Annotated in this window: 30 protein-coding genes; 21 read left to right on the forward strand and 9 right to left on the reverse strand. The window is 42.8% G+C overall.

All coding sequences use genetic code 11. The annotated features are described in order from the left end of the window. The first annotated feature begins 35 nt into the window (after positions 1–35). The 7 genes from ACQVGS_RS10050 (at position 36) to ACQVGS_RS10080 (ending at position 7,091) form a co-directional block, all read left to right on the forward strand. Entirely contained in the window at positions 36–1,133 is a 1,098-nt protein-coding gene (locus ACQVGS_RS10050; RefSeq protein ID WP_127696834.1) for a type III polyketide synthase, read from the forward strand. A gap of 3 nt (positions 1,134–1,136) precedes the next feature. Continuing rightward, positions 1,137–1,643 (forward strand): alkylpyrone methyltransferase, encoded by a 507-nt coding sequence (gene bpsB, locus ACQVGS_RS10055; RefSeq protein ID WP_127696835.1) that lies wholly within the window; start codon positions 1,137–1,139, stop codon positions 1,641–1,643. A gap of 70 nt (positions 1,644–1,713) precedes the next feature. After that, positions 1,714–1,803, forward strand: a complete 90-nt coding sequence (fbpC, locus tag ACQVGS_RS10060; protein ID WP_100069434.1) for a Fur-regulated basic protein FbpC — start codon at positions 1,714–1,716, stop codon at positions 1,801–1,803. A 178-nt stretch (positions 1,804–1,981) separates the two neighbouring features. Then, positions 1,982–5,563, forward strand: a complete 3,582-nt coding sequence (gene dynA, locus ACQVGS_RS10065) for a dynamin GTPase (protein WP_127696836.1) — start codon at positions 1,982–1,984, stop codon at positions 5,561–5,563. Positions 5,564–5,627: 64 nt separating this feature from the next. Then, a complete protein-coding gene (locus ACQVGS_RS10070) occupies positions 5,628–5,885 on the forward strand; it encodes a YpbS family protein (RefSeq protein ID WP_024121807.1) in 258 nt (85 codons plus the stop codon). A gap of 74 nt (positions 5,886–5,959) precedes the next feature. Next, the gene (locus ACQVGS_RS10075; protein WP_003230761.1) at positions 5,960–6,106 is read left to right on the forward strand and encodes a hypothetical protein; all 147 of its coding nucleotides are present in this window, start codon (positions 5,960–5,962) and stop codon (positions 6,104–6,106) included. 97 nt (positions 6,107–6,203) lie between these two features. Continuing rightward, positions 6,204–7,091, forward strand: coding sequence for a 5'-3' exonuclease (locus tag ACQVGS_RS10080; protein ID WP_095713142.1), 888 nt, complete (start codon positions 6,204–6,206; stop codon positions 7,089–7,091). 8 nt (positions 7,092–7,099) lie between these two features. On the opposite strand, the gene sspL is transcribed toward ACQVGS_RS10080, so the two are convergent. From sspL to ACQVGS_RS10095, 3 genes are read right to left on the reverse strand one after another with little or no spacing between them, the layout of a single operon-like run. After that, a complete protein-coding gene (sspL, locus tag ACQVGS_RS10085; protein ID WP_010334670.1) occupies positions 7,100–7,228 on the reverse strand; it encodes a small, acid-soluble spore protein L in 129 nt (42 codons plus the stop codon). Positions 7,229–7,269: 41 nt separating this feature from the next. Then, the gene (locus tag ACQVGS_RS10090) at positions 7,270–7,668 is read right to left on the reverse strand and encodes a reverse transcriptase-like protein (RefSeq protein WP_024121805.1); all 399 of its coding nucleotides are present in this window, start codon (positions 7,666–7,668) and stop codon (positions 7,270–7,272) included. Beyond that, positions 7,668–8,357 (reverse strand): queuosine precursor transporter, encoded by a 690-nt coding sequence (locus ACQVGS_RS10095; protein WP_024121804.1) that lies wholly within the window; start codon positions 8,355–8,357, stop codon positions 7,668–7,670. The genes ACQVGS_RS10090 and ACQVGS_RS10095 overlap by 1 nt, the downstream gene beginning before the upstream one ends. An 82-nt stretch (positions 8,358–8,439) precedes the next feature. On the opposite strand from ACQVGS_RS10095, the gene ACQVGS_RS10100 reads away from it, so the two are divergent. Both ACQVGS_RS10100 and ACQVGS_RS10105 read left to right on the forward strand, forming a co-directional pair. Next, positions 8,440–9,120 (forward strand): ribonuclease H family protein, encoded by a 681-nt coding sequence (locus ACQVGS_RS10100; protein ID WP_106020330.1) that lies wholly within the window; start codon positions 8,440–8,442, stop codon positions 9,118–9,120. Then, a complete protein-coding gene (locus tag ACQVGS_RS10105) occupies positions 9,113–9,295 on the forward strand; it encodes a zinc-finger domain-containing protein (RefSeq protein WP_024121802.1) in 183 nt (60 codons plus the stop codon). The genes ACQVGS_RS10100 and ACQVGS_RS10105 overlap by 8 nt, the downstream gene beginning before the upstream one ends. Positions 9,296–9,322: 27 nt before the next feature. Here the strand turns inward: ACQVGS_RS10105 and ACQVGS_RS10110 are convergent, their stop codons facing one another. Beyond that, positions 9,323–9,592, reverse strand: a complete 270-nt coding sequence (locus tag ACQVGS_RS10110) for a DUF2564 family protein (protein WP_024121801.1) — start codon at positions 9,590–9,592, stop codon at positions 9,323–9,325. 156 nt (positions 9,593–9,748) lie between these two features. Here ACQVGS_RS10110 and degR point away from each other — a divergent pair, with 156 nt between their 5' ends. After that, complete coding sequence (gene degR / locus ACQVGS_RS10115; protein ID WP_010334663.1) at positions 9,749–9,931, forward strand: transcriptional regulator DegR; 183 nt, start codon at positions 9,749–9,751, stop codon at positions 9,929–9,931. Positions 9,932–9,974: 43 nt separating this feature from the next. Here the strand turns inward: degR and cspD are convergent, their stop codons facing one another. The 3 genes from cspD to metA all read right to left on the reverse strand — a co-directional run bounded on the left by cspD (position 9,975) and on the right by metA (position 12,705). Next, positions 9,975–10,175 (reverse strand): cold-shock protein CspD, encoded by a 201-nt coding sequence (gene cspD / locus ACQVGS_RS10120; protein WP_003153604.1) that lies wholly within the window; start codon positions 10,173–10,175, stop codon positions 9,975–9,977. A 245-nt stretch (positions 10,176–10,420) separates the two neighbouring features. Further along, positions 10,421–11,569: a diglucosyl diacylglycerol synthase gene (locus tag ACQVGS_RS10125; RefSeq protein ID WP_024121800.1), complete on the reverse strand. Its 1,149-nt coding sequence runs from the start codon at positions 11,567–11,569 to the stop codon at positions 10,421–10,423. A 230-nt stretch (positions 11,570–11,799) separates the two neighbouring features. Continuing rightward, positions 11,800–12,705, reverse strand: coding sequence for a homoserine O-acetyltransferase MetA (gene metA / locus ACQVGS_RS10130; RefSeq protein WP_024121799.1), 906 nt, complete (start codon positions 12,703–12,705; stop codon positions 11,800–11,802). A 353-nt stretch (positions 12,706–13,058) separates the two neighbouring features. Here metA and ACQVGS_RS10135 point away from each other — a divergent pair, with 353 nt between their 5' ends. From ACQVGS_RS10135 to ACQVGS_RS10185, 11 genes are all read left to right on the forward strand, one after another. Beyond that, on the forward strand, positions 13,059–13,541 hold the full coding sequence (locus ACQVGS_RS10135; protein WP_127696837.1) for a glutathione peroxidase: 483 nt from the start codon (positions 13,059–13,061) through the stop codon (positions 13,539–13,541). 31 nt (positions 13,542–13,572) lie between these two features. Beyond that, positions 13,573–14,178: an HD domain-containing protein gene (locus tag ACQVGS_RS10140; protein WP_127696948.1), complete on the forward strand. Its 606-nt coding sequence runs from the start codon at positions 13,573–13,575 to the stop codon at positions 14,176–14,178. 59 nt (positions 14,179–14,237) lie between these two features. Next, positions 14,238–15,368 (forward strand): conserved virulence factor C family protein, encoded by a 1,131-nt coding sequence (locus tag ACQVGS_RS10145; RefSeq protein ID WP_491831529.1) that lies wholly within the window; start codon positions 14,238–14,240, stop codon positions 15,366–15,368. Between the two features lie 292 nt (positions 15,369–15,660). After that, positions 15,661–17,337, forward strand: a complete 1,677-nt coding sequence (gene ilvD / locus ACQVGS_RS10150) for a dihydroxy-acid dehydratase (RefSeq protein WP_024121795.1) — start codon at positions 15,661–15,663, stop codon at positions 17,335–17,337. A gap of 106 nt (positions 17,338–17,443) precedes the next feature. Further along, positions 17,444–17,878, forward strand: a complete 435-nt coding sequence (gene brxA, locus ACQVGS_RS10155; protein WP_024121794.1) for a bacilliredoxin BrxA — start codon at positions 17,444–17,446, stop codon at positions 17,876–17,878. 39 nt (positions 17,879–17,917) lie between these two features. Beyond that, complete coding sequence (locus ACQVGS_RS10160) at positions 17,918–18,703, forward strand: class I SAM-dependent methyltransferase (RefSeq protein ID WP_106020000.1); 786 nt, start codon at positions 17,918–17,920, stop codon at positions 18,701–18,703. 259 nt (positions 18,704–18,962) lie between these two features. Then, positions 18,963–19,577, forward strand: a complete 615-nt coding sequence (locus ACQVGS_RS10165; protein WP_106019999.1) for a YpjP family protein — start codon at positions 18,963–18,965, stop codon at positions 19,575–19,577. A gap of 17 nt (positions 19,578–19,594) precedes the next feature. Next, positions 19,595–20,128, forward strand: coding sequence for a phosphatidylglycerophosphatase A family protein (locus ACQVGS_RS10170; protein ID WP_003230797.1), 534 nt, complete (start codon positions 19,595–19,597; stop codon positions 20,126–20,128). A gap of 85 nt (positions 20,129–20,213) precedes the next feature. After that, positions 20,214–21,008 carry a thymidylate synthase gene (locus ACQVGS_RS10175; protein ID WP_010334650.1) on the forward strand — a complete coding sequence of 265 codons (795 nt, stop codon included), beginning with the start codon at positions 20,214–20,216 and terminating at the stop codon, positions 21,006–21,008. Beyond that, the gene (dfrA, locus tag ACQVGS_RS10180; RefSeq protein WP_024121790.1) at positions 21,005–21,514 is read left to right on the forward strand and encodes a dihydrofolate reductase DfrA; all 510 of its coding nucleotides are present in this window, start codon (positions 21,005–21,007) and stop codon (positions 21,512–21,514) included. Before ACQVGS_RS10175 ends, dfrA begins: the two co-directional genes overlap by 4 nt. Further along, positions 21,515–22,135, forward strand: coding sequence for a lysophospholipid acyltransferase family protein (locus ACQVGS_RS10185; protein WP_103671792.1), 621 nt, complete (start codon positions 21,515–21,517; stop codon positions 22,133–22,135). It abuts the gene before it with no gap. Positions 22,136–22,167: 32 nt separating this feature from the next. Here the strand turns inward: ACQVGS_RS10185 and trhA are convergent, their stop codons facing one another. Both trhA and ACQVGS_RS10195 read right to left on the reverse strand, forming a co-directional pair. Further along, positions 22,168–22,809, reverse strand: coding sequence for a PAQR family membrane homeostasis protein TrhA (trhA, locus tag ACQVGS_RS10190; RefSeq protein ID WP_044155470.1), 642 nt, complete (start codon positions 22,807–22,809; stop codon positions 22,168–22,170). 23 nt (positions 22,810–22,832) lie between these two features. Further along, positions 22,833–23,837: a sigma 54-interacting transcriptional regulator gene (locus tag ACQVGS_RS10195; protein ID WP_254517665.1), complete on the reverse strand. Its 1,005-nt coding sequence runs from the start codon at positions 23,835–23,837 to the stop codon at positions 22,833–22,835. Positions 23,838–23,930: the final 93 nt, after the last annotated feature.

Genomic DNA, 23,930 nt, shown 5'->3' on the forward strand with positions numbered 1-23,930 from the left:
AAGTTGCGGCACAATGTATGCTAAGAGGTGATCAAATGGCGTTTGTTTTGTCGATCGGGACAAGTCTTCCTGAGAATGATGTGAATCAAGAAAAGGCGGCGGAGTTTGCAAGATATATGTTTCAGCAATCCTTTAAAGATATAGAACGGCTGTTAACCTCCTTTAAAAACGGGCAAATTGAATCGAGACAATTTGTGAGACCGATTGAATGGTATAAAGAAGGGCACAGCTTCGAAGAAAAAAATCAAATTTACATAGAGGAAACACTCAGGCATAGCGTCAGTGCTGTTCAAAAGTGTCTCGCAAATGAAGCCTATCTTCAAGAACCCATTCCTTATGAAAAAGTGGATGCTGTTTTTTTCGTCTCCAGCACGGGCCTTTCCACACCAAGCATTGAGGCGCGGCTGATGAATGAACTCCCGTTTTCTCCTTATACGAAGCGAATTCCGCTTTGGGGACTCGGCTGTGCAGGAGGGGCGAGCGGGCTTGCGCGCGCTGCTGAGTACTGCAAAGCGTATCCGGAGGCTTTTGTTCTTGTCATTGCTGCTGAGCTGTGCAGTCTGACATTTCAGCCTGAAGATAAAACGAAAAGCAATTTGATCGGCACATCACTTTTTGGGGATGGCGTTGCAGCGGCATTATTATGCGGGGAGAAGGCGGACCGCCGGCTGACAAGGCTCCAGCTTTTGCCGAATATATCGGATTCGCAATCTGTATTGATGAAACAATCTGAAGATGTTATGGGCTGGGACTTTACCGATCATGGTTTCAAAGTCATTTTTTCAAGGGATATTCCGACTTTGGTTGAAAAATGGTTGAAGACAAATGTCCAGGCTTTTTTGAATGGACATCAGCTTTCATTCAGCGATATTACGGTCTTTCTGGCTCATCCAGGCGGAAAAAAAGTCATTGATGCATACATTAAATGTCTTGAACTGTCACCTGAGCAGCTTGCGTCTTCGCAAACTATCCTTAAAAAATACGGAAATATGTCATCAGCCACCATTCTGTATGTAATCGACCACCATCTGCAGAACGGAAGCAAAAACGAAGCAGAACGGGGGCTGATCGGTGCATTGGGGCCGGGATTTTCATCAGAATTGCTGCTGTTCAGCTGGGAAAAGGGGGCATAACTCATGTTTTGGATGCTAATCACTGTGCTCACTGCTCAAAGAGCAGCGGAAATGGCTGTGGCGAGACGAAACGAACAAAAGGTGAAAAAACAAGGGGCGATAGAATGCGGGGAGGGCCACTATCCGTATATTATCATCATGCACATTCTTTTTTTTCTATCGTTAATTGCCGAAGTACTGCTGCTGCACAAACAGCCTTCAAACTGGTGGTCAGGCATAGCAGCGGCTATATTGGCAGTACAGACGATTCGATATTGGGCGCTTTGTTCCTTGGGAGCATACTGGAATACAAAAATTCTTGTTGTTCCGGGTGCTGAACTTGTCAAAAAAGGGCCTTACAAATGGCTGAAGCACCCAAACTATACAGTTGTCGTATTAGAAATCATCCTGATTCCGCTCTTGTATCAAGCGTACTTTACCATGTGTCTGTTTTCACTTTTAAATGCCGTTATGCTGTCTGTCAGAATACGTGCAGAGGAGCAAGCATTACGAGAATATACAGCAAAATAGAGATTGAATATCATTCTCATCCATGTTAGAATGAACTTGAAAAAGATTCTCAATCAGGATGGTGAAGCAAATGACAATGCTGTTTTTGCTTGGGGCAGTTTGTACATATAGTGTATTAATTGGTTTTGTATTGAAAGGAATCTCTAATAAATCTGTTTAAAGAATCTGGAACTTGTAAAAAAGTTGCAGATTTTCTTTTATAAAAGCTGCCGTCTTCGGCAGCTTTTTTCTATTCTCATAAAGAAATTTGGGTCATTCTTGTGTAAAATGGAAGTGGGATTTATTCAGATCTTTCAAAAAAGATTCATAATTGAAACGGCACAAAGGGGTTCAGACTTATGACAGAACGCAGCAGACAAGAACTTTTGTACAAAACTGGGGCACTTTATGAACAATTGATTGAGAACCAGGATGAAAAAAGGGCGGCTAAACTGGCTTCAGTTGTTAAGAAAGCCGCAGATGAAGAAATTTATATCGCGTTTACAGGGCATTATTCAGCGGGGAAATCGTCATTGCTGAACTGCCTGTTAATGGAGAATATTCTGCCGACAAGTCCAATTCCGACCAGCGCTAACCTTGTTGTGATCAGAAACGGAGAAAAGCGTGTTCGTCTTCATACAACAGACGGAGCGTGTGCGGAGCTGGAGGGTGCCTATCATAAAGACAAGGTGCAGCAATATTGCAAGGATGGGGAGCAGATTGAAACCGTAGAAATTTTTGACCGGTATACTGAAATTGAACCAGGAGTTGCGTATATTGATACCCCCGGGATTGACTCAACAGATGAGGCTCATTTTTTATCGGCGGCATCTATTCTTCACCAGGCAGATGCGCTGTTTTACGTCGTACACTATAACCATGTCCACTCTGAGGAAAATGTACTGTTTCTTAGGTCAATCAAAGACAGCATTCCGAATGTCTATTTTATCGTTAATCAAATTGACAGACATGATGAGACTGAGACACGCTTTGAAGATTACAAAGCGCAAGTGGAGGAGATGCTTTGTCAAGAAGGAATTCCGAAGGATGCACTCTTTTTTACGTCGGTGACGGAACCGAATCACCCATTCAATCAAATCGGTATCCTGCGAAAAGAGTTAAAAAGAATTGAACAGCATTCAAAAAGAAATTTGCATTCCATTACTGAACAAAAAGTACAGAATTTACTGAGAGAGCACACAGAGATGCTCATGAAAGAGGATACGGACAGTCCAAGTTTTGGAGAACAGCTTGAAAAACAAGTGCGGCTGGTGGATTCCCTGCAGCTTCAATCAACCGAAGCAGCAAATAAACCGATTGAGGCAGAAAGCACGATGCAGGAGGAAGTCAATCGAATTTTAAGAAACGCTAATTTGACGCCTTTTGAAATGCGTGAACTGGCAGCAGCTTACTTAGAATCACGTGAGCCCTCTTTTAAGACCGGTTTTTTCTTTTCTAAAGCAAAGACTGCACAGGAAAGAGAAAAAAGGAGAAAAGAGTTTTTCTCTGATGTGAAAAAAAGAACGGAAGCTGAATCGGATTGGCATATCATAGATATTTTGCATAAACTCGCCAAGGGATTTGGTATTCAATCAGCTGAAAGTGAAAAGCTGATCCAGGCTTATCGCACGCCGCTTCATATTGATATCATTGAACGTGCAGTCAAGCAAGGTGCAGCATTTTCTTCTGAATATGTCTTGCAATATACAAAAGATTTGGCGGAGCTGATCCGTAAAGAGGCGAAAGCTGAAGCGTCAGACATCATCAAAACACTTACCTCCACGGTAAAAGAGAGTACTTCTATAGAACAGGAATTGATCAATGGCCGGCTCGCGCAGGAATCGGAAAAGCTGGCTTATCTTCAAGAACAGGCCAGTCATGAACAACATGCCCGTGAGAAAGCCGACCGGATGTGGGCGATCTGGGAAGAGAAGTCTGCAAGCCCAATAAACATAGATCCGGACTGGTTTAGAACGAAGAAAAAAAAGGTCGAGGCTCCAGAACAGAAACAAAGCCAAGCACAGCATACAAAGCAGCAGACGCTAAAAACAGAAGTGAAAAGCGGGAAAGAGCTGCCGCTTCAAGAGCAGATAAAACGCTTTTACACACTGTCTGATCTATTGGGCGGATATCGTATGCTGTCAAAACAAACCTCAGCTTTTCGTGAAAGGATTAAAAGGCTGGAAGACCGAAAATTTACACTTGCTCTATTTGGCGGATTCAGTTCAGGAAAATCCTCATTTGCCAATGCGCTGGTTGGTGAAAGAGTGCTGCCGTCATCACCGACACCGACAACAGCAACGATTAACAAAATAACGAAACCGGTAAACGGCAAATCTCACAAAACAGCGGATGTCATGTTTAAGACGGAGGGTGACATAACAGCTGAAATCATGCAGCTCACAGGAATGCAAGAGGAACCACAAGGACGGTCATTTGCGGAAAAATGGAAAAAGGCAATCAAAAAAGAGCGTCTGCAAGAAGAACAAATCAACATGATCAGTCATTTCCTGCTTGCATATGAAAAATATCAGCAATATATTCAGGCCCAAAAGATATTAACGATTCCGCTCTCCGAATTAAAACCGTATGTAGCTGAGGAGACAACGGCTTGTGCTGTAAAGGAAGTGACCGTTTATTATAAAAGCCCGCTGACTGAAAAAGGGATTACGATCGTTGATACACCTGGAGCCAGCAGTCTGAATAAACGGCATACAGAACTTGCGTTTCAATATATCAAGGATGCCGATGCGTTTTTTTACATGACTTATTATCAGCATTCTTTCTCGAAAGGAGACCGCTCATTTTTACGGAAGCTGGGACTCGTGAAAGAATCGCTTAGCATGGATAAAATGTTTTTTGTCATTAATGCCGCTGATCTTGCGAAAGATAAAGCAGAGCTCGAAACGGTCACGGATTATGTCAGATCAGAGCTTTTAAAAGAAGGAATTCATGATCCGCAGCTCTTTTACGTGTCAAGTAAAGAAGAGCTTTTAGGAAAACCGGAAACGTATCATAATCAGTTCTCAAAAGCAAGAGCACATTTAGACCAGTTTATTGAGGTCGATGTAAAGAAAGCGGCTGCGGCCCAGCTTAGCTCAGAAGCAGACAAACTATGTGAGACGGTCTTACAGCTTCATCAATCTCAGCATCAGTCCAAAGAAGAAAAGGAAGCGCAAAAAAAGCGCCTTCTGTTATCGTTTGAGCGGGCAGTTGCTGATATCAAGGAACGCCGCAATTCAGAAACCATTATTGAGAAAGTAAAAAAGGATACAAGGGAGCAGCTTTATCACATTACACAGCGTTTGTCCTTTTTTGCGAATGATTTGTTAAAATCTGCATTTCATCCGGGTCTTCAAAATGGAGATTGGAAAAAGAATATCAGTGCGGCGATAAAAAGCGCATTACATGATTATCAATTTGAATATATTCAGGAGATCAAAACGCTCGACATTCGAATGAGCGGTTTCATCGAACGGCATATCACTGAAGAGTGGCTGGAAAGCTGTCAAAAAACATTGGAAGAAGACGGATATTTCTCCATTTATGCGGATGATCAGCTCTCTAACAGCATACAGCTCAAAGAAGTTGAACCTGAAATCGATGAACGTGCCTTTGAACAGGAGCAAAAACAAATCAAATCTCCGAAGCAGTTTTTTGAACAGAAAGGAAAAGCAGGCTTCATTGAAGCAGTGCGGACGAAGCTTATGAAAATAACGGAGGCCTGGATTAAAAATGAAGAAGAAAGCCTTATATCTCATTATGCTGAATATGTCAGACACCAGCAGTATGGAATGGCGGAAAAAGCATTGGCGCAAATAGAGGGCCAAAGAGATACGTATGTAAAAGGATACGCAGAGGGGGAACATGTGAAAGAGATAGAAGATGCATATCAAGCATGTATTTCTTGGCAGAGAAAAGGCGATACAATCAAAATGTAAAAATTCAGTTGGCTTGCATTTCAAGTCATGATAGACTAAATAGAAAAAGCGAGATGAACGATTGATGTCAGAGGTACATAAAGCAATTTCTGCACATTCTGCAAAACAGCACGAGCATATTAAAACATTTATGCAGCTTGAACACCTTCGTGAAATGGCGATTGAAGAAGCTGTTGCTAAATGCAAAAACGATGAGCCATTTTCAACAGATGCCATTAATGAAATTACAGAAAAGATGAATCAGCTGGCCAAGAAAGGCATCGTACCGACTAGACGTCTGGTATCAAAAGAAATGGTCAACGAATACGTCAGCCGCACATAAGCTGGATGATCCTGCCTCGAGTGTAGATCCTCCGTTACGCGCATACTATATGTATCCGACGTAAGGGGGGATTTATGTTGGGCAGAACAAAGCTGGGTAACAGAAATGCACAGGCCAATAACAATGCCAAAAAGAAAAACGGGTTTCAAACCCATTTCGACTCTTACGCAGGACGCGAAGCTGAAAAGCTGATTGCCAGCAATAAAAGACACAACGATTAATTTAACCGCAAACAGTATCTCTATACAGAGATGCTGTTTTTTATTTTCGCGGCACTTATGGTAAAATAGATCGACTGATAGAAAAAGGAGTTATCATATGAAAAATAAATTATTGCTTGTTGACGGCATGGCTCTATTATTCAGGGCATTTTTCGCCACAGCCGTGCATCGCAACTTTATGATAAATGACAGCGGGGTTCCGACAAACGGCGTTAACGGTTTTTTGAAACATTTAATCACAGCCGTGGAAACATTTCAGCCTACACATGTTGTATGCTGCTGGGACATGGGCAGCAAAACGTACCGGAATGATCTGTTTCAGGATTATAAGGCGAACCGAAGCCAGCCGCCGGTTGAGCTGATACCGCAATTTGATCTGGCAAAGGAAGCGGCCGCTGAACTTGGCATCATGAATATTGGCCTTGCCGGGTACGAAGCGGATGATTGTATTGGAACACTTGCAGCTTTGTTTTCTGAAGAAACGGATATTACGATCGTAACAGGCGACAGGGATTTACTTCAGCTGTTAACGGACGAAGTAAGCGTTGCGCTGCTTCAAAAAGGAATCGGCAATTATAAAATGTATACAAAAGAAGTATTTTACGAAGAAACAGGTGTCCTGCCCAAGGCTTTAATTGACATCAAAGCGCTGATGGGCGATTCCAGTGATAATTATCCCGGAGTAAAAGGCATTGGAGAAAAAACCGCGTATAAACTGATTCGTGAATACGAAACAATTGACCGCTTGCTGGAGAATCTGTCTCTTCTTCCAAAGGGACAGCAGGGGAAAATTCAGCAAGGTTTAAGCGACTTGGAAATTTCGAGGAAGCTTGCTGAGATTAACTGCTCTGTGCCGTTAGCCTGTACGCTGACAGAAGCCGTTTTTACATTGAATATGGAGCAGGCGGCTGTCATGCTTCGCCGCCATCAGATCAAAGGAATAGAGCGTATGCTTGAAAAACTGAACGCTAGAGAGATCGTTTAAGATCTTCTCTAGCGTTTTGTATTGCTTTTTTTAGCTCTTTCCTCAAGCTCTGTTTTAGGGTCATTATGTGTATTTCCTTCTAAATCGCCTTGCGGGGAAACACCGCCGGTCAGCCGGCCCTTATCTTTCTTTTTCATGTTTGTTCACCTCATCAATAGGATGAACCATTCAGCTTGATTTAATTCTTATCATTCATCCGAATCGCTTCTTTTGCCAGCTGGTCGGCTTTTTGGTTTTGCTTTCCCGGAATCCATTTGATGAAAAAAAGAGGGAAGGCCATTTTTAATCGGATGATTTCTTCGACAAATGACTGAAACGCTTTATTTTTCACGATTTCAAGATCGGCTGCGCGTTCCACGATATCCGAGTCAGTTCGAAAGGAGACCGATTGATACCCGCGCGCTGCACACAGTTTCATGCCTTCAATTAACGCCAGAAATTCCGCTTCCTGATTGGTATGCATTCCAATTGGAATCGAGAAAGATTCTGCTTTTCCTTCATGTTTGATAAAAATGCCGATGCCGGAAGGCCCTGGATTACCGGCGCTCGCTCCGTCAACATAAATTTCTGTAGGCATCATGTACTCCTTTCGTCACTCGGAATCATTTTTTTCGCCGCATAAGCATAGGGCAGAGAAATCAGAGATACCGCAAACTTAATCAAATATGTAGAAATAAAAATATGTAGCCAAACATCCGCCGGATATGTACCGAAAAAAGCGACTCCGGTAAAAATGAATGTATCGAACAGCTGGCTGACTGCTGTACTGCCGCCGTTTCTCAGCCATAGAAGCCGATCGGAAGGAAATATCCTTCTAATTGCCGAATATACATAAACATCCAGTGTTTGGCTGAAGATAAAGGCAAGCAGACTTCCCAAAGCAACTCTCGGGAGAAAACCGAAAATTGTTTCCAGCGCTGTTTGTGAAATATCGCTCGAAGCGGGTTCGAAAAGCAGAACGCCCTGCATAACAAAAGTCAGTGTCAGGAGAGTCGAAAACCCGAGCCATACAGCTTTTCTCGCTTCAGCTGGCCCATATTTTTCATTCAGCACATCTGTAGCAAAAAAGATTGTGCCGTACATCACATTCCCGAGCGTTGCTGTTAAGCCAAACAGTTCAACCGTTTTGACGACTTGAAGGTTGGCACAGACTGTTGCAAAGCCGATCCACACAAATAAACCCATTTTGCCAAATCCTTTATAAAATAAAAGAACAATGATAAAATGAATGATCGCAAAAAAGATCCAAAAAGAGTTATTAAACAAAATGAAGAAGCTTCCTTTCCGGGTTAAGAATGGTTTGATTATAGCACAAGCCCGGCAACTAATGAATGGTAAGGTGATTATATTGAATCTCAGACCGCACATGAAAATAGAAGCAAAAGGGACAGGGCCTGTCTCGTTTTTGGGCGAAAACTGGCTGACTGTTCAGGAAGCACGTATGCTCGCGAGGGAACTCGGCCGTTTTCCTTATATGAAGGAACTTGAATTCGAAGATGAGAAGGGCGGCGTCTGGACGCTGAAGGAATTAGAAAAGCTGACTGAGGAGCTTGCGCATGAACCTGATGACATTACCGTTTATTTTGACGGCAGTTTCGATAAGGAAAGCCAGCTGGCCGGGCTCGGAATCGTCATTTATTATTCATTGGGAGGGGCGCGCCACCGCTTAAGAAAAAATAAAAGCTTCCGTCTGAAAACCAATAACGAAGCTGAATATGCCGCTCTTTATGAAGCGATAAGAGAAGTAAGAGAGCTCGGAGCTAGCAGAAATTCAATCACGATCAGAGGGGACTCTCTTGTTGTGCTGAACCAGCTTGACGGCAGCTGGCCTTGCTATGATCCCTCCCATAATGAATGGCTGGATAAAATAGAAGCGCTTCTTGAGTCACTAAAGCTGAGTCCGACATACGAAACGATACAGCGAAAAGAAAATCAGGAAGCTGATGGCCTCGCAAAAAAAATCCTATCTCATCAATTCGTAGAAAGCCACATGAAATTAGACTGTAACGGAGATGACAATATTGGATAAGAAAGCTATATATAAGGAACTGACAGAACTGCAAGATGAATATTGCAAAGACTGTTTTATTAAGAAGCAGTTTCGCAAGGAGTTTGGCAAAACATACGCACATTCATTTTGTATCAATAAATGTACCGTGGGGGAAAAGCTTAAATCATATGGAGATGTCTTAACCAAGCACTAAAAAAATAAAACCGCAGCTTCTGCGGTTTTATTTTTTAAATTCATCCAGCTGATGCTGGCAGGCATCTAACAGCTGCTGTTGCTGCTGTACAAATTCAGGATCATCAAGAGCTGCCAGTTCTTGAGACAGTGAAAGCTCCCTGGCGTCCTCGATGGCTTGGTATGCGGAATTGAGTAATGTTGAGCTTCGGCCTCTTGTGGCGGCGCCGGTCGTTTTCTGCGCTGTTTCCACCGCTAGCTCCAGCTGCCGTTTATCGGTAAATCCAGTTTGATCCTCTTCATGAAATTCTGAGTTCACAAAAAAACACCTCCGCAACTATTTTGCTGAGTTTTTTTAAATTTATGTGCCAAAATAGAAAATAAAATAAAAAATAAGCCGATATAACCATTGAACCTGAATGAGTAGGTCTGTTTTACTATTTAAGGTATCTTGGTAGAGAAGGGGAGCACAGCTATGGATGATAAAGACTTAAAATCGATCCTTCACAAAACATTTATAGAAATATACAATGATTTAGAAGAACTTGCGGATATTGCGAAAAAAGGAAAGCCGTCAATGGAAAAGCATATTGAAGAGATTGAGCAGAGGTGCAAACAAAACATTTTAGCGATCGAAATTCAGATGAAAATCAAATAGGAGAGGCATTTGCCTCTCCTCTATTTGTCAACTTATATTGAGTTTAGAGTTTTACAACATTAGAAGCTTGAGGTCCACGATTACCTTCGACAATTTCAAAAGAAACTTCTTGTCCTTCTTCTAATGATTTGTATCCTTCTCCTTCGATAGCTGTGAAGTGAACAAATACATCGTCTCCGCCTTCAACTTCAATGAAGCCGAATCCTTTTTCGTTGTTGAACCATTTTACTTTACCGTTTTGCATATTGCTTAATTCCTCCTAGTACTGTAGCACCTATGTGCTAAAAAAAATTTTGTATCATTTAACTTCGTTTCGTTGTTAAATGATGGTTCAACTATACACCATCTGGCAGCACGCGTCAAGTTGCGAAACTGCTTATTTTTGAAAAAAAGGGCAAGTTTCTCAAAAAAATGTAACCGCTTTTACGAAAAGATGAATGCGAATAAAAAGAGCACACGATTTTTCGTGTGCTCCTGCAAGAACATCAGTTAAGAAAGCGCCTTGGCTTTTTGTTTGGTCGTCATCATTTCTGATTCCTTCAAAATATCCTCCAAAATCACTTCAGAGGAGTGTGCCAAATGAAGACTCTTAATGTTTTTCTTCATTCGCTGTAAGGTATCTTCATCTGAAAGAAGGGAGGTGACAGACTCGAGAATCTCTTCATGTCGGTTCACGACAATTGCAGCTCCGCGGTCCTCAAAGAAATTTGCATTTTCTTTTTCTTGTCCGGGCACTGGTTTGTACAGAATGACAGGCACGCCGATAGCAGTGGCTTCTGTCAAAGTAATGCCGCCTGGTTTTGTAATCATGCAATCTGTGACCCGGAAGAGCTCGTCAATTCGCTCTACATAGCCGAGAACCTTTAAGTTATCGCTGTTTTCTGCTTCAAGTATGCTCAAGGATTCTTTTAAAGCCGTATTTTTTCCGCATACGACCACCACTTGCACCTGATCATCCATAACAAGGTTTTCGCACAGCTCTTTTACGTTCTTTAATACACCGTGTGCGCCAGCCATGATGAGCAGCACTTTTTTATCAGGCGAAAGATCGTACTTTTTATAAATCGGCTCTACCGGCAGCGATTCTTCAAATTGAGGCCTGATCGGAATTCCCGTAATTTTCACGTTGCTGGGATGGGTCCCGATCTCAATCAGTTTTTCCTTCACATAATCTGTCGCCACATAATATTTATCCACATTTTCGTGAACCCAAATTTTATGAAGACAAAAATCAGTCATGACGTTGAAGGTAGGAATAACTCTTCCTGTTCTCCGTCTGTATTCGGGTACGACGATCATCGGAAATGTATTAATAATGATGTCGGGCTGATGTTCATCGACAAGTTCGCCCAATCGTTTATTTCCCATTTTAAAGTAAATATTAAATTTACGTTTATTATAGATTTTGTCAACTCCGTAATAAAACAAACGATAAAACTGTTTTCCGATTGAGAAGCTTTTTAAATAAAGGTACTGAGTTACCTCTGAAACAATCGGATTTGACTCTTGATACAAATTAGAAACTGTTACATGCTGAAAGCCGAGACGTACACATTGTTCATAAAGCGTTTTGGCTACCTGTACATGTCCATTTCCGTAATTTGCAGTCAAAATTAATACTCTTTTATTGGTATTCAAGTAAATTCACCTCAATGTAATCAACAACAAGCAAGCTTCATGCATCGTAAGGAGTTATTGTCTATACATAAACATAACACAAATACATAATCGAATTATTAATGCAGTGAAAAAATTAAACTAATTTTAAAAGATTCGGATTCCAGTATTTTAAATTTTTGTTATACGCATACTGAATCAGATGTATTTTATCATATTTTTTGCTCAGCGTATCACTTTAAAAAGAAAAATTAGTCCCATTCATAAGGAGTTTCTTGGTAAACATAATAATTAAGCCAGTTCATAAACAATAATGTCGCATGTGCTTTCCAGCGATTGACAGGTTCTTTGCTGTCTTCTGCGAAATAATGTTTCGGCGCCTCGACAGTCGAAAGGTTTCGTTCCAGATCTCTTTCATACTCTTGAAGCAACGTATTTGTATCATATTCAGGGTGTCCTGTTAAAAAGACTTGTTTTTCGTCTTTTGACACAATTAAGCAAACCCCAGCTTCCTTTGATGCAGTAAGAATGTTTAACTCGGGCACTGCTTGCAGTTGTTCCATATTTATATCTGTATGCCGGGAATGCGGCACGTAGTATAGCTCGTCAAAACCTCTTACCAATCTTTCGTGCTTGGAAAGAACAGTATGTTCAAACACACCAAAGATTTTTTTCGGCATTTCAGTTTTTTCCACGCCGTAATGATAATACAAACCTGCCTGAGCACCCCAGCAAATATGCAAGGTTGACGTGACATTCGTTTTGCTCCATTCCATAATCTCTTTGAGCTCTTCCCAATAAGAAACATCTTCAAACGCCAAATGCTCGATCGGCGCACCGGTGATGATCATGCCGTCAAATTTCTTATGACGGATATTGGAGAATGTCGTATAAAACTCATCAAGGTGTTCCCTTGCTGTATTTTTCGGTGTATGAGTGCTTGGGATTAAAAATGTAAAATGAACCTGCAAAGGCGAATTCCCAAGCAGTCTGAGCAGCTGAGTTTCCGTTTGGATTTTTTTCGGCATTAAATTTAAAATAATAATTTTCTGCGGCCGGATATCCTGATGAAATGCTCTGCTTTCATCCATTACAAAGATATGTTCACTCTCAAGCACCTGTTTTGCCGGCAGGTGTGTAGGTATATTAATAGGCAACGTGCCACCTCCATCATTTCCCCGTTAATTTTCTTCATTATAGGAATTTTCCCGCCAATTTTCAATCTATCTATAAGGGTTTGAAGGGGAACAGCAGAAAATACTATATAATAAACGCAAACATATGACTTTTGGTTTCACTGTAATGAGTTTTCCAGGTGTCATGCAATATATAGAATAATAGCTCCTTCTCAAGAGATGTTTCTGTTCATAAACAAATGATCCGATGAGGGAAGAACATCCGTTGAACACGATGTCTGTACAATTGATAAACCTAGAGCTTCCGTTTTGTTTTGAAACAGGAAAAAAGGTAAAATAATCACAGCACTCAGGTTCATTAGGAGGGAATTTCAATGTCTATATACAATATGAGGGTCCGCACCATTACAGGCAAAGACATGACACTTCAGCCATTTGCCGGAAAGGTGTTGTTGATTGTTAACACAGCCAGTAAATGCGGTTTTACTCCTCAATTTAAGCAGCTTCAGGAGTTGTATGATACATACCAGCCGGAGGGCCTGGAGATTTTAGGGTTTCCCTGCAATCAATTTATGAATCAGGAGCCTGACGACGAGGAAGGCATACAGGAATTTTGCGAAATAAATTACGGTGTGACGTTTCCCATGTTTTCAAAAGTCGAGGTGAACGGAAAAAATGCCCACCCGCTTTTTGCGTATTTGACAGACAATGCGAAAGGCATGCTTGGAACAAAGGCAATCAAATGGAATTTCACTAAATTTGTAGTGGACAGAAACGGAGAAATAGCCGGACGCTATTCACCAAACACAAATCCGAAAGAACTGGAAGACGTTATTGCGAAGTTATTAGGACAATAAAGAGGGTGTTTTGGTGCGGGATCGAAAACTGATGCAGACAGAGCAAATCAGGACATGGGTCAAATCTGTTCTGAGCGGGGAAAGCACGGGTCATGATTGGCTTCATGTGTCAAGAGTTGCAGAGCTTGCTTTATATATTGGAAAAAAGGAAAATGCGGATTTGTTCGTTGTTGAAGCGGCAGCCTTGGTTCATGATTTGATTGATGTGAAGCTGCCTGACGCAATCAGGCTTTCAGTCAGTGAGGTGGACAAACGGCTGGTTTCTTTAGGAGCCGGAAAAGATGAGGCTGAAAGAATTATTCACATTATTACTAGAATGTCCTTTCGGGACAGGGAAAAGCTTGGAAAAGAACCGCTTTCACTTGAGGGGAAAATCGTACAGGATGCTGACAGGCTGGATGCGATCGGCGCAGTTGGTATAGCACGGACGTTTATGTTTGCGGGAGCAAAGGGACATAGCCTTTATGGAAATGATAAGAGTGCCTATACCCACTTTTTCAGCAAGCTGCTGCTCCTAAAAGATATGATGAATACAGATACCGCAAGAGAAATGGCTGACGAGAGGCATAAATTTATGCTTCATTTTGTCAGTCAATTAGAAAAAGAAATTCCCGGAATTGATATTGAAACATCGTAATAGAAGGCGCGGGGCGACTATGTTAGAATAAGTCACAGATAGGCTATAGGAGGACAATCATGAAGATAAAATCAATTGAACCGACGCCAAGCCCGAATACAATGAAGGTCATCTTAACGGAAGAGCTTCCGGCGGGCAAAAGCAATAATTATAAACCGGATCAGGCAGAAGGCGCCCCGCCTGTTGTCGTGGAAATCCTAAATGTTGAAGGAGTTAAAGGGGTATATCACGTTGCCGACTTTCTTGCGGTTGAACGGAACGCCAGATATGACTGGAAAGACATTTTACCGCAAGTCCGGACGGCATTTGGAATGGAGAGCGCTGAGAGTGCAGAAAACCGCTCGGATCAGGAGTCATTTGGAGAAGTGAAAGTGTTTGTACAGATGTTCAGCGGAATTCCTATGCAAGTCAAATTAACAGATGGTGAGCGTGAAGAGCGGTTCGGGCTTCCTGACCGTTTTCAGCAGGCGATCTTAAAACTCAGATCTGAAGCGTCAAATGTTGTGTTTGAACGAGCTTGGAAAGAACAAGGCGTCAGATTCGGCGATTTTACTGAAATCGGCCATGACGTGACAGAAGAGCTTCAGGCCGCTTACAGTGATGAAAGGCTGAAACGGCTAACGGAAGCAGCGATCCAAGGTAAAGGCGAAACGAAACAAACAGCACAGCGCAAAGCCTATAAAGTAACGCTTGACATGCTGGATGATGAGGACTGGAAGCGGCGATACGCACACTTGGAGCAGATGAATCCAAAAGAAGAGGACATCCCCGTTTTGCAAAAAGCATTGGATGATCCGAAGGTGTCCATTAGAAGACAGGCTGTTGTGTATTTGGGAATGATTGAATCACCTGATGTTCTTCCTCTATTGTATAAGGCGCTTGAGGATAAGTCTGTATCGGTGAGAAGAACGGCTGGAGACTGCCTGTCTGATATCGGCGATCCTCAAGCCATCCCTGCGATGATAAAATCGTTAAGCGACTCAAGCAAGCTGGTCCGCTGGCGCGCCGCTATGTTCCTTTACGAAGTCGGTGATGAAAGTGCAATAGAAGCTTTGCGGGCTGCTGAAGATGATCCGGAATTCGAAGTCAGCCTTCAAGTGAAAATGGCGCTGGAACGAATCGAACATGGGGAAGAGGCAAAAGGTTCAGTCTGGAAGCAAATGACAGAGAGCAGAAAAAAAGGCGAATAAAAAAGAAGATGAAGGTGCAGATCATGCACCTTTTTTGTTTGAATTCACTTTTTATAAAAATTATTTCGAATATTGTTGAAAAATAATCAAAAACTATATATAGTAAGTAACAATATTAATAGTTGGAGGGTTCACATCGACAGAAAGCTATATAAATATAAAAACATGAATCAAACAACAGAGGAAAGGGCGGCCTGAAATCATGCGATTTAGCTAAAACGGCCCGCAAATAAACTGAAAATTGTTAAAATAAAATTCAATCTAACAATTGAGACTATTTAGGAGGATCACCATGGCAGAATTACGCAGTAACATGATCACACAAGGAATCGATAGAGCACCGCACCGCAGTTTGCTCCGCGCAGCAGGTGTAAAAGAAGAGGATTTTGGTAAACCGTTTATTGCGGTTTGTAACTCATATATTGATATCGTTCCCGGTCATGTTCACTTGCAGGAGTTTGGAAAAATCGTAAAAGAAGCAATCAGAGAAGCCGGAGGCGTACCGTTTGAATTTAATACAATCGGTGTAGATGACGGAATTGCGATGGGGCATATCGGAATGAGATATTCGCTCCCGAGCCGTGAGATCATCGCGGACTCAGTGGAAACTGTCGTATCAGCGCACTGGTTTGACGGAATGGTCTGTATTCCGAACTGTGATAAAATCACGCCGGGAATGCTTATGGCGGCTATGCGCATCAACATTCCGACCATTTTTGTCAGCGGAGGGCCGATGGCGGCAGGAAGAACAAGCGACGGCCGCAAAATCTCTCTTTCTTCAGTATTTGAGGGAGTCGGTGCTTATCAAGCTGGAAAAATCGGCGAAAGCGAACTTCAAGAATTAGAACAGTTCGGCTGCCCGACATGCGGATCTTGCTCGGGAATGTTTACAGCAAACTCAATGAACTGTCTGTCAGAGGCGCTTGGATTGGCTTTGCCTGGTAATGGAACCATTCTCGCGACATCACCGGAACGAAAAGAGTTTGTCAGAAAATCAGCTGCGCAATTAATGGAAACCATTCGCAAAGACATCAAACCGAGAGATATCGTTACAGTAAAAGCGATTGATAACGCGTTTGCGCTTGATATGGCGCTCGGCGGTTCAACAAATACTGTACTTCATACGCTTGCCCTTGCAAATGAAGCTGGCGTTGAATACTCTTTAGAACGCATCAATGAAGTCGCAGAGCGCGTGCCGCATTTGGCTAAGCTGGCGCCTGCATCTGATGTATTTATTGAAGATCTTCATGAAGCGGGCGGTGTGTCTGCAGCATTGAATGAGCTTTCCAAAAAAGAAGGAGCACTTCATTTGGACGCGCTGACAGTTACAGGTGAGACGCTTGGAGAAACCATTGCCGGACATGAAGTGAAGGATTATAACGTGATTCATCCGTTAGATCAGCCATTCACTGAAAAGGGCGGCCTTGCCGTATTATTCGGAAATCTGGCTCCGGACGGCGCTATCATCAAAACCGGCGGCGTACAGAACGGAATTACGAGACACGAAGGGCCCGCTGTCGTATTCGACTCTCAGGATGAGGCGCTAGACGGCATTATCAACCGGAAAGTAAAAGAAGGCGATGTCGTCATCATTCGTTACGAAGGGCCAAAGGGCGGGCCGGGTATGCCTGAAATGCTTGCACCTACATCACAGATTGTCGGAATGGGGCTTGGTCCGAAAGTAGCGTTGATTACAGACGGACGTTTTTCCGGAGCATCCCGAGGCCTTTCAATCGGACACGTATCACCAGAGGCAGCAGAAGGCGGACCGCTTGCCTTTGTTGAAAACGGCGATCATATCATCGTTGATATTGAAAAACGCATCCTGGACGTTCAAGTGCCTGAAGAAGAATGGGAAAAACGGAAAGCAAATTGGAAAGGCTTTGAGCCAAAAGTGAAAACCGGCTATTTAGCCCGTTATTCTAAACTTGTGACAAGTGCCAATACGGGCGGTATCATGAAAATCTAGACATAAGGATCACATTCTATTGTTTTAAGACATGAACATTTGAAATCCGGCTCTCTCTATAGTATCCTTTACTTCAGATGAAGGATAATAGAGGGGGCTTTTTTTTATGTCAATGGCTTATGAAGAATATATGCGCCAGCTTGTCGTTCCGATGCGCCGCGAGCTGACTGGTGCCGGTTTTGAAGAATTAACAACGGCAGAAGAAGTGGAGAATTTTATGGAAAAGGCAGAGGGCACAACTCTCGTAGTCGTTAACTCTGTTTGCGGCTGTGCAGCTGGTCTTGCGCGTCCTGCGGCAACTCAGGCAGTCCTGCAGAACGACAAAACACCTGACAATACGGTGACAGTATTTGCGGGCCAAGATAAAGAAGCCACTGCAAAAATGCGGGAGTATTTTACAGGCCAGGAGCCTTCTTCACCGTCAATGGCTCTTTTGAAAGGCAAAGAAGTCGTGCATTTTATTCCGCGTCATGAGATTGAAGGGCACGAAATGGAAGAAATCATGAAAAACTTAACTGACGCCTTTGATGCACACTGCTAAATGCCCGTTTTCCGGGCATTTTCTTTGGGAGTATAGATCATGATTACAACAAGCTATAGACCGTCTGACCACACGATAAAGATCGCAAAAATGCTTTCGGAAGAGCTGGGTATACGATATTGCGACCGAAATAAACAAACGGTTGAAAATATGCTGAAGTCAGCTGAGCGTGATTTGCTCGTGATTGGAAAAGAGCGGTTCGAACTTTATACAAAACAAGGCGGTAAATTCTTTTTTCATCCGAATACAGCGATGTTCAGAGCTAAACGGTTTATGCGCGGCGAGCAAGAGCCGATGCTTCGGGCAGCCGGCTTAACGGACGGAGATTCTTTTTTGGATTGCACGCTCGGTCTGGCTTCCGACGCTATTATCGCAAGTATGGCCGTTGGCGAAACCGGGTCGGTGATCGGGCTGGAAAAAAACAAGCTTGTGTCCGTTCTGGTGAATACGGGGCTCCATTCATGGGAAACCGGTATAGAACAGCTTCAAGCTGCCATGAGAAGAATACAAGTGAATCATGCGGATTGCTTTGACTACCTAAAGCAGCTGCCTGACAAATCAGTAGATGTCATTTATTTTGATCCGATGTTTCATGAGCCTGTAGAGTCGTCTGATGGCATCGCGCCATTACGAGAGCTGGCTGAGGATTCTGCATTGGCTGACGGCTGCATCAAAGAAGCGGTGCGGGCAGCCAGAAAAAGCGTTGTACTCAAAGACCATTGGAAAAGCCCGCGCTTTGACCAATTTGGTTTTAACGTATTGAAAAGAAAAACAGCGCTTTTTCACTACGGTGTTATTCAAATCGCAAGCGAAACAAGCCCGTGAAGAACCTCACGGGCTTGTTTCTAATCGGTGACTTCCATGACGACAAAGTATAATAATGTTAAAAGTGAAACCGTTGCAAACAAGGCGTCAATCATGCGGAAGGCCTCCTTTCATATTATATTGTAAGCGTTTTTATACACGCGGCAAAGCAACAAATCTCCTAAATTGACTTAGAGCTTCATATAGTACATGACTTGTAAGTTCGACCTATGATAAAATAAGAGAAACATGACAATAAAATAGAGAGGAATAAGCAGTCATGAAATTGTGGATGAGAAAGACCCTTGTGGTTTTATTTACCATCGTAACGTTCGGGCTCGTATCTCCTCCGGCTGCTCTCATGGCAGACAAGCCTTCAGGACAGCCGAGCAGTCTTGAGCAGAATGATTACACCGCTTTTTATGATGAGCATGATTTGTACGATGATTATGAATCGGAAGACAGGCGAGACCCCGAATTACTTTTTCAATCGTACAAGGAACAGCTCCTTGACAGCGCTGAAAATCAGTCCTTTTTGAAATTTGGCAGCAAAATTGCTCCGGTCATTGAGGATGACTATCGGAAAGAGATTCTGCCGAAAATCGAAAACGTCATATGTGACTTTTTAGCGACATTACAAGATGACGAAGCGTATCAAGATGTTGTGATTTCAAGCAAGCCTTCAGCGGGGAAAACGGAGAAAATCTTTCACGTTTTTAATCGGTCAACCGGAGAAGACCTCCTCAGGTTTCATGTGCGCAGAGACCACCCTCCGCATGAGGGCTACTGGTTTAATTTTCATTATCATACAGCAGAAGATGGATTTCAATCACACCATGAGCTTGGGAGCATTTATTGGGACCGCAACACACCTCCCAACTGGATGAGTGCCTAAAGGAGATGCCATTAGATATGAAAAAGTACACAATGAATGAAATGGTCGATATAACAAAAGATATGCTGAACAAACGGGGCGTTATGATAGAAGATATTGCGCGTATTGTTCAAAAACTTCAGGAAAAATACAATCCAAATCTCCCGCTTAGTGTATGTATGGAGAATGTAGAAAAAGTACTTAACAAGCGTGAAATTATCCATGCTGTTTTAACTGGGCTGGCGCTTGATCAGCTTGCAGAGCAGAAACTGCTTCCTGAACCGCTGCAGCATCTTGTTGAAACAGATGAACCGCTGTACGGCATAGATGAAATTATCCCTCTTTCAATCGTTAATGTGTACGGTTCGATCGGCTTGACCAACTTTGGTTATTTGGATAAAGAGAAGATCGGAATTATTAAGGAGCTCGATGAAAGTCCTGACGGCATCCATACGTTTTTGGATGATATTGTGGCAGCACTTGCAGCCGCAGCAGCGAGCAGAATTGCCCATACGCATCAGGATCTGCAAGATGAAGAAAAAGAACAGGACGAAAAGCCTGTTGTCAGCTGACTTATAAAAAAAATCATTTCTGGGTTCAGAAATGATTTTTTATTGTGTTACACTACTATAAGACTACTTTTAAAGGATGAATAAAATGAAACAGTATAAAGAATTATGCCGACATGTTTTAGATCATGGTGAAAAAAAGGGCGACCGTACAGGAACCGGAACAATCAGCACCTTCGGCTATCAAATGAGATTTAATTTACAGGAAGGCTTCCCGATGCTGACCACAAAAAAACTTCACTTTAAATCAATTGCGCACGAGCTGCTTTGGTTTTTAAAGGGTGATACCAATGTACGCTATCTGCAGGAAAACGGAGTGCGTATTTGGAATGAGTGGGCCGATGAAAACGGCGAACTCGGACCTGTATATGGTTCGCAATGGCGTTCGTGGCGGGGAGCTGACGGAGAAACCATTGATCAAATTTCACGTCTTGTGGAAGATATTAAAACAAATCCGAACTCAAGACGCTTAATCGTCAGTGCATGGAATGTTGGTGAAATCGATAAAATGGCCTTGCCTCCGTGCCACTGCCTGTTCCAATTTTATGTATCTGACGGCAAGCTGTCCTGCCAGCTTTATCAGCGCTCAGCCGATGTTTTCCTCGGTGTGCCGTTTAATATAGCTTCTTATGCGCTGCTTACGATGATGATCGCGCATGTAACAGGGCTTGAGCCGGGCGAGTTTATTCATACATTCGGCGATGTTCATATTTATCAAAATCACATTGAACAGGTTAACTTGCAGCTGACTAGAGATGTCCGCCCGCTGCCGAAGCTTCGTTTTGCCAGAGAGGTTGATTCGATTTTCGGCTTTACGTTTGATGACTTTATCATTGAAGATTACAATCCGCATCCGCATATTAAAGGAGCGGTCAGCGTATGATTTCATTCATTTTCGCGATGGATGCCAACCGGCTTATCGGGAAGGACAATGATTTGCCGTGGCATTTGCCGAATGACCTTGCATACTTTAAAAAAATAACCTCAGGACATTCAATCATCATGGGGCGAAAAACATATGAATCAATTGGACGTCCGCTTCCGAATCGGAAAAATATTGTTGTGACATCTGCACACGATTCAGAATTTCCCGGTTGTACCGTCGTCAGTTCAATAGAGGATGTGCTCCAGATTGCCTCAGATACTGAGGAATGCTTCGTGATCGGAGGCGCACAGCTTTACACGGCGCTGTTCCCTTATGCGGACAGGCTGTATATGACAAAAATTCATCACCAGTTTGATGGAGACCGCTACTTTCCTGAATTTGATGAGAGCAAATGGAAACTTGTTTCTTCTGAGCAAGGGACTAAGGACGAAAAAAATCCGTATGACTATGAATTTTTAGTGTATGAAAAAAAGAATGTATCATCTGAAGCGGGAGGATTTTAATTGATTCGCTACAGCTGTCTAGTGATTTACATTGTGTATATGCTGTTAAAAAATATAAAACAATTGTTTAATCAAAGAATGCTGGATCCGCGTCTGTCATACAAAAAACAGATGACGCTCGTTTACGAGCAGCCAAAGGCGTTTTTGGAAGGCTGTATCGGCATTTCAGGATCTGTCATCACCATTCATCAGCCAGAGCCGATACCGAGCGGTCCTGTTTTGTATGTGCATTCTCGTTTAGGATTGCCTGAACTTGCTTTGATTGCCGGGTATATTGAAGAACCAGCCGGATTTATCACAAATCCCAAAGTGTTTCGTTTACCGATTATCGGGCAATGGCTTGAACGGATGAATGTCATTCGAGAGAGCAGTTCAGACATGGTATATGAAGATATTTTGACCCAATTAGAAAAAGGCCAAAGCATGATTCTTTCTTTAGATGGCTGTATCAATCCATTGGAACTTGCAGCCCGCTGCAGCCTTCCGGTTGTAATGGTGGAAACGAAAGGAACCGATGAACTGCTGAAGGGATCGCTTGTTAAACGCTTAAAGCCAGCAGATATAGAAGTGTCATTTTCCAAGGCTTATATACCGGCAAGTGAGAAGCAATTACGGGCCTAAAAAAGCGCAGTCACTGAGACTGCGCTTTTTCATTAGGATAAAAACGGCACTTTCACACAATAGAACAGCACGCAGAAAAACATCGCCGCACTCCCGCCTAAAACAAAGCTGTGCCAAATGGCATGATGGAAGGGGATCTTTCTCCAAATATAAAAGATCGTTCCGGCTGAATACAACAGACCGCCAAGCAAAAGAAGGCTGAATCCAGCTCCTGTCAGTGAAGCATATAAAGGCTTAACCGCGATAATCATTAGCCATCCCATTAATAAATACATCAAGGTAGATAAAATGATAAACCGTTTTACGAAGAAAATTTTGAATACGATTCCGCCAAGGGCAAGCGCCCAAACGATGATCAGCAGGGTGAAGCCGAGTGTGCCTTTTAACGGCCCAAGCAGAAAAGGGGTATAGGTTCCGGCGATCAACACGTAAATAGCGCTATGGTCAATAATCTCCAAAATATCTTTCGTCTTTTTGTGCTGAATGCTGTGAAGCAGGGTGGAGCTCAAATAAAGCAGCAGCATGGAAACACCAAATATGGTAAAACTGACGATATCCCATGCGGACCCGTAATTAGCCGCAAATATGATGAGAAACACTAATGCTGGTATGGATAAGAACACACCGATGCCGTGGGTAATGGCGTTGGCGATCTCTTCTTTTATTGTATACACGTACATTCTCCTCTCTTTCGCTGCTACATCATTTGTTTTTGCAGCGTTTCTAAAAAATTCAGCCCTTCTAAAGTGATTTTCGTGCCCGCACGTCCGCGGCTTTTTGTCACATACTCTTTCTTCTCCAAATAATCGAGACGGCTTCTGACCTGCTGCGGCGTTAAAGAGATTTGGCTGTTTTTGCTGCTTTCAGAGATAATCCGTCTGCTTGCCGGTTCGCCTTTTTCATTTAACACTTTTATGGTTTCCAAAATAAACAGAAACTCGGCTTTTTCCATTAAAGTCAGAAGCTTCGCTTTTTTCTTCGTCGTTTTTTCATTTAGCCCGTCCCGTATATACGGCGGCACGTCATACGGATGAATGGTTCCTCCGCTTGATACAGCCGCCATATAATATGCAGCGTTTTTTAATTCTCTTACATTCCCATCAAAGGGATGCTGTTCAAGCAGCGGAAAGACTGAGGGGTCAATTAACAATTGCTGACCCGGTTCCGAAAGGAAATACTGGGTCAAAAGGGGGATATCGCTTTTTCGCTCGGACAGCACCGGCAATGTGAGCGTTAAAATGTTCAGCCTGTAAAATAAGTCCTGCCTGAATGTATTTTCAGCAACTTCTGTTATCGGGATTGCAGAAGCACAGATGATTCTCGGTTTTTCCCCATCTGAGTCAAGTGCTTCTAGAAGCTTAGCTTGTACAGAAACCGGCATACTCCATACGTCATTAAGAAAAAGTGTACCTCGGGCGGCTTTTTGAAACGCACCCAAGGCATCATCAGCGCCAAAAAGCTCGTATGCAAGGCTTTCTTCTGAATGGGTGCTGCAATTGATACTGATCAATGGTTCGCCGTTTCTTGAAGAGCCTTGGTGTATGGCTTGTGCAAAATGATCCTTGCCTGTTCCGACCTTTCCTGTGATCAGGACAGGAAGCTCTGATAGGGCGAACTGCATGGCGACTCGTTTTGTTTCGAGAAATAGTTGATGCTCTCCAATTAGATTATGAAAAGTGCAAGGTCGAGGTGCGGTAATCATTTATTGGCTCCTTTTGGTTCTAATTGGTTCTATTATAGCATGCCTTTCAGATGAAAACATCTTTTATCTTTAAGAAACTTTTTTCTTAGGCTG

The organism is Bacillus sp. SD127 (assembly GCF_058566445.1).

What these genes read in the sequence shown, in the direction of transcription:
- ACQVGS_RS10050 (WP_127696834.1), top strand. Translation starts at nt 36, where the DNA reads ATGGCGTTTGTTTTGTCGATCGGGACAAGTCTTCCTGAGAATGATGTG.
- bpsB (WP_127696835.1), top strand. Translation starts at nt 1,137, where the DNA reads ATGTTTTGGATGCTAATCACTGTGCTCACTGCTCAAAGAGCAGCGGAA.
- fbpC (WP_100069434.1), top strand. Translation starts at nt 1,714, where the DNA reads ATGACAATGCTGTTTTTGCTTGGGGCAGTTTGTACATATAGTGTATTA.
- dynA (WP_127696836.1), top strand. Translation starts at nt 1,982, where the DNA reads ATGACAGAACGCAGCAGACAAGAACTTTTGTACAAAACTGGGGCACTT.
- ACQVGS_RS10070 (WP_024121807.1), top strand. Translation starts at nt 5,628, where the DNA reads ATGTCAGAGGTACATAAAGCAATTTCTGCACATTCTGCAAAACAGCAC.
- ACQVGS_RS10075 (WP_003230761.1), top strand. Translation starts at nt 5,960, where the DNA reads ATGTTGGGCAGAACAAAGCTGGGTAACAGAAATGCACAGGCCAATAAC.
- ACQVGS_RS10080 (WP_095713142.1), top strand. Translation starts at nt 6,204, where the DNA reads ATGAAAAATAAATTATTGCTTGTTGACGGCATGGCTCTATTATTCAGG.
- sspL (WP_010334670.1), bottom strand. Translation starts at nt 7,228, where the DNA reads ATGAAAAAGAAAGATAAGGGCCGGCTGACCGGCGGTGTTTCCCCGCAA.
- ACQVGS_RS10090 (WP_024121805.1), bottom strand. Translation starts at nt 7,668, where the DNA reads ATGCCTACAGAAATTTATGTTGACGGAGCGAGCGCCGGTAATCCAGGG.
- degR (WP_010334663.1), top strand. Translation starts at nt 9,749, where the DNA reads ATGGATGATAAAGACTTAAAATCGATCCTTCACAAAACATTTATAGAA.
- cspD (WP_003153604.1), bottom strand. Translation starts at nt 10,175, where the DNA reads ATGCAAAACGGTAAAGTAAAATGGTTCAACAACGAAAAAGGATTCGGC.
- ACQVGS_RS10135 (WP_127696837.1), top strand. Translation starts at nt 13,059, where the DNA reads ATGTCTATATACAATATGAGGGTCCGCACCATTACAGGCAAAGACATG.
- ACQVGS_RS10140 (WP_127696948.1), top strand. Translation starts at nt 13,573, where the DNA reads ATGCAGACAGAGCAAATCAGGACATGGGTCAAATCTGTTCTGAGCGGG.
- ACQVGS_RS10145 (WP_491831529.1), top strand. Translation starts at nt 14,238, where the DNA reads ATGAAGATAAAATCAATTGAACCGACGCCAAGCCCGAATACAATGAAG.
- ilvD (WP_024121795.1), top strand. Translation starts at nt 15,661, where the DNA reads ATGGCAGAATTACGCAGTAACATGATCACACAAGGAATCGATAGAGCA.
- brxA (WP_024121794.1), top strand. Translation starts at nt 17,444, where the DNA reads ATGTCAATGGCTTATGAAGAATATATGCGCCAGCTTGTCGTTCCGATG.
- ACQVGS_RS10160 (WP_106020000.1), top strand. Translation starts at nt 17,918, where the DNA reads ATGATTACAACAAGCTATAGACCGTCTGACCACACGATAAAGATCGCA.
- ACQVGS_RS10165 (WP_106019999.1), top strand. Translation starts at nt 18,963, where the DNA reads ATGAAATTGTGGATGAGAAAGACCCTTGTGGTTTTATTTACCATCGTA.
- ACQVGS_RS10170 (WP_003230797.1), top strand. Translation starts at nt 19,595, where the DNA reads ATGAAAAAGTACACAATGAATGAAATGGTCGATATAACAAAAGATATG.
- ACQVGS_RS10175 (WP_010334650.1), top strand. Translation starts at nt 20,214, where the DNA reads ATGAAACAGTATAAAGAATTATGCCGACATGTTTTAGATCATGGTGAA.
- dfrA (WP_024121790.1), top strand. Translation starts at nt 21,005, where the DNA reads ATGATTTCATTCATTTTCGCGATGGATGCCAACCGGCTTATCGGGAAG.
- ACQVGS_RS10195 (WP_254517665.1), bottom strand. Translation starts at nt 23,837, where the DNA reads ATGATTACCGCACCTCGACCTTGCACTTTTCATAATCTAATTGGAGAG.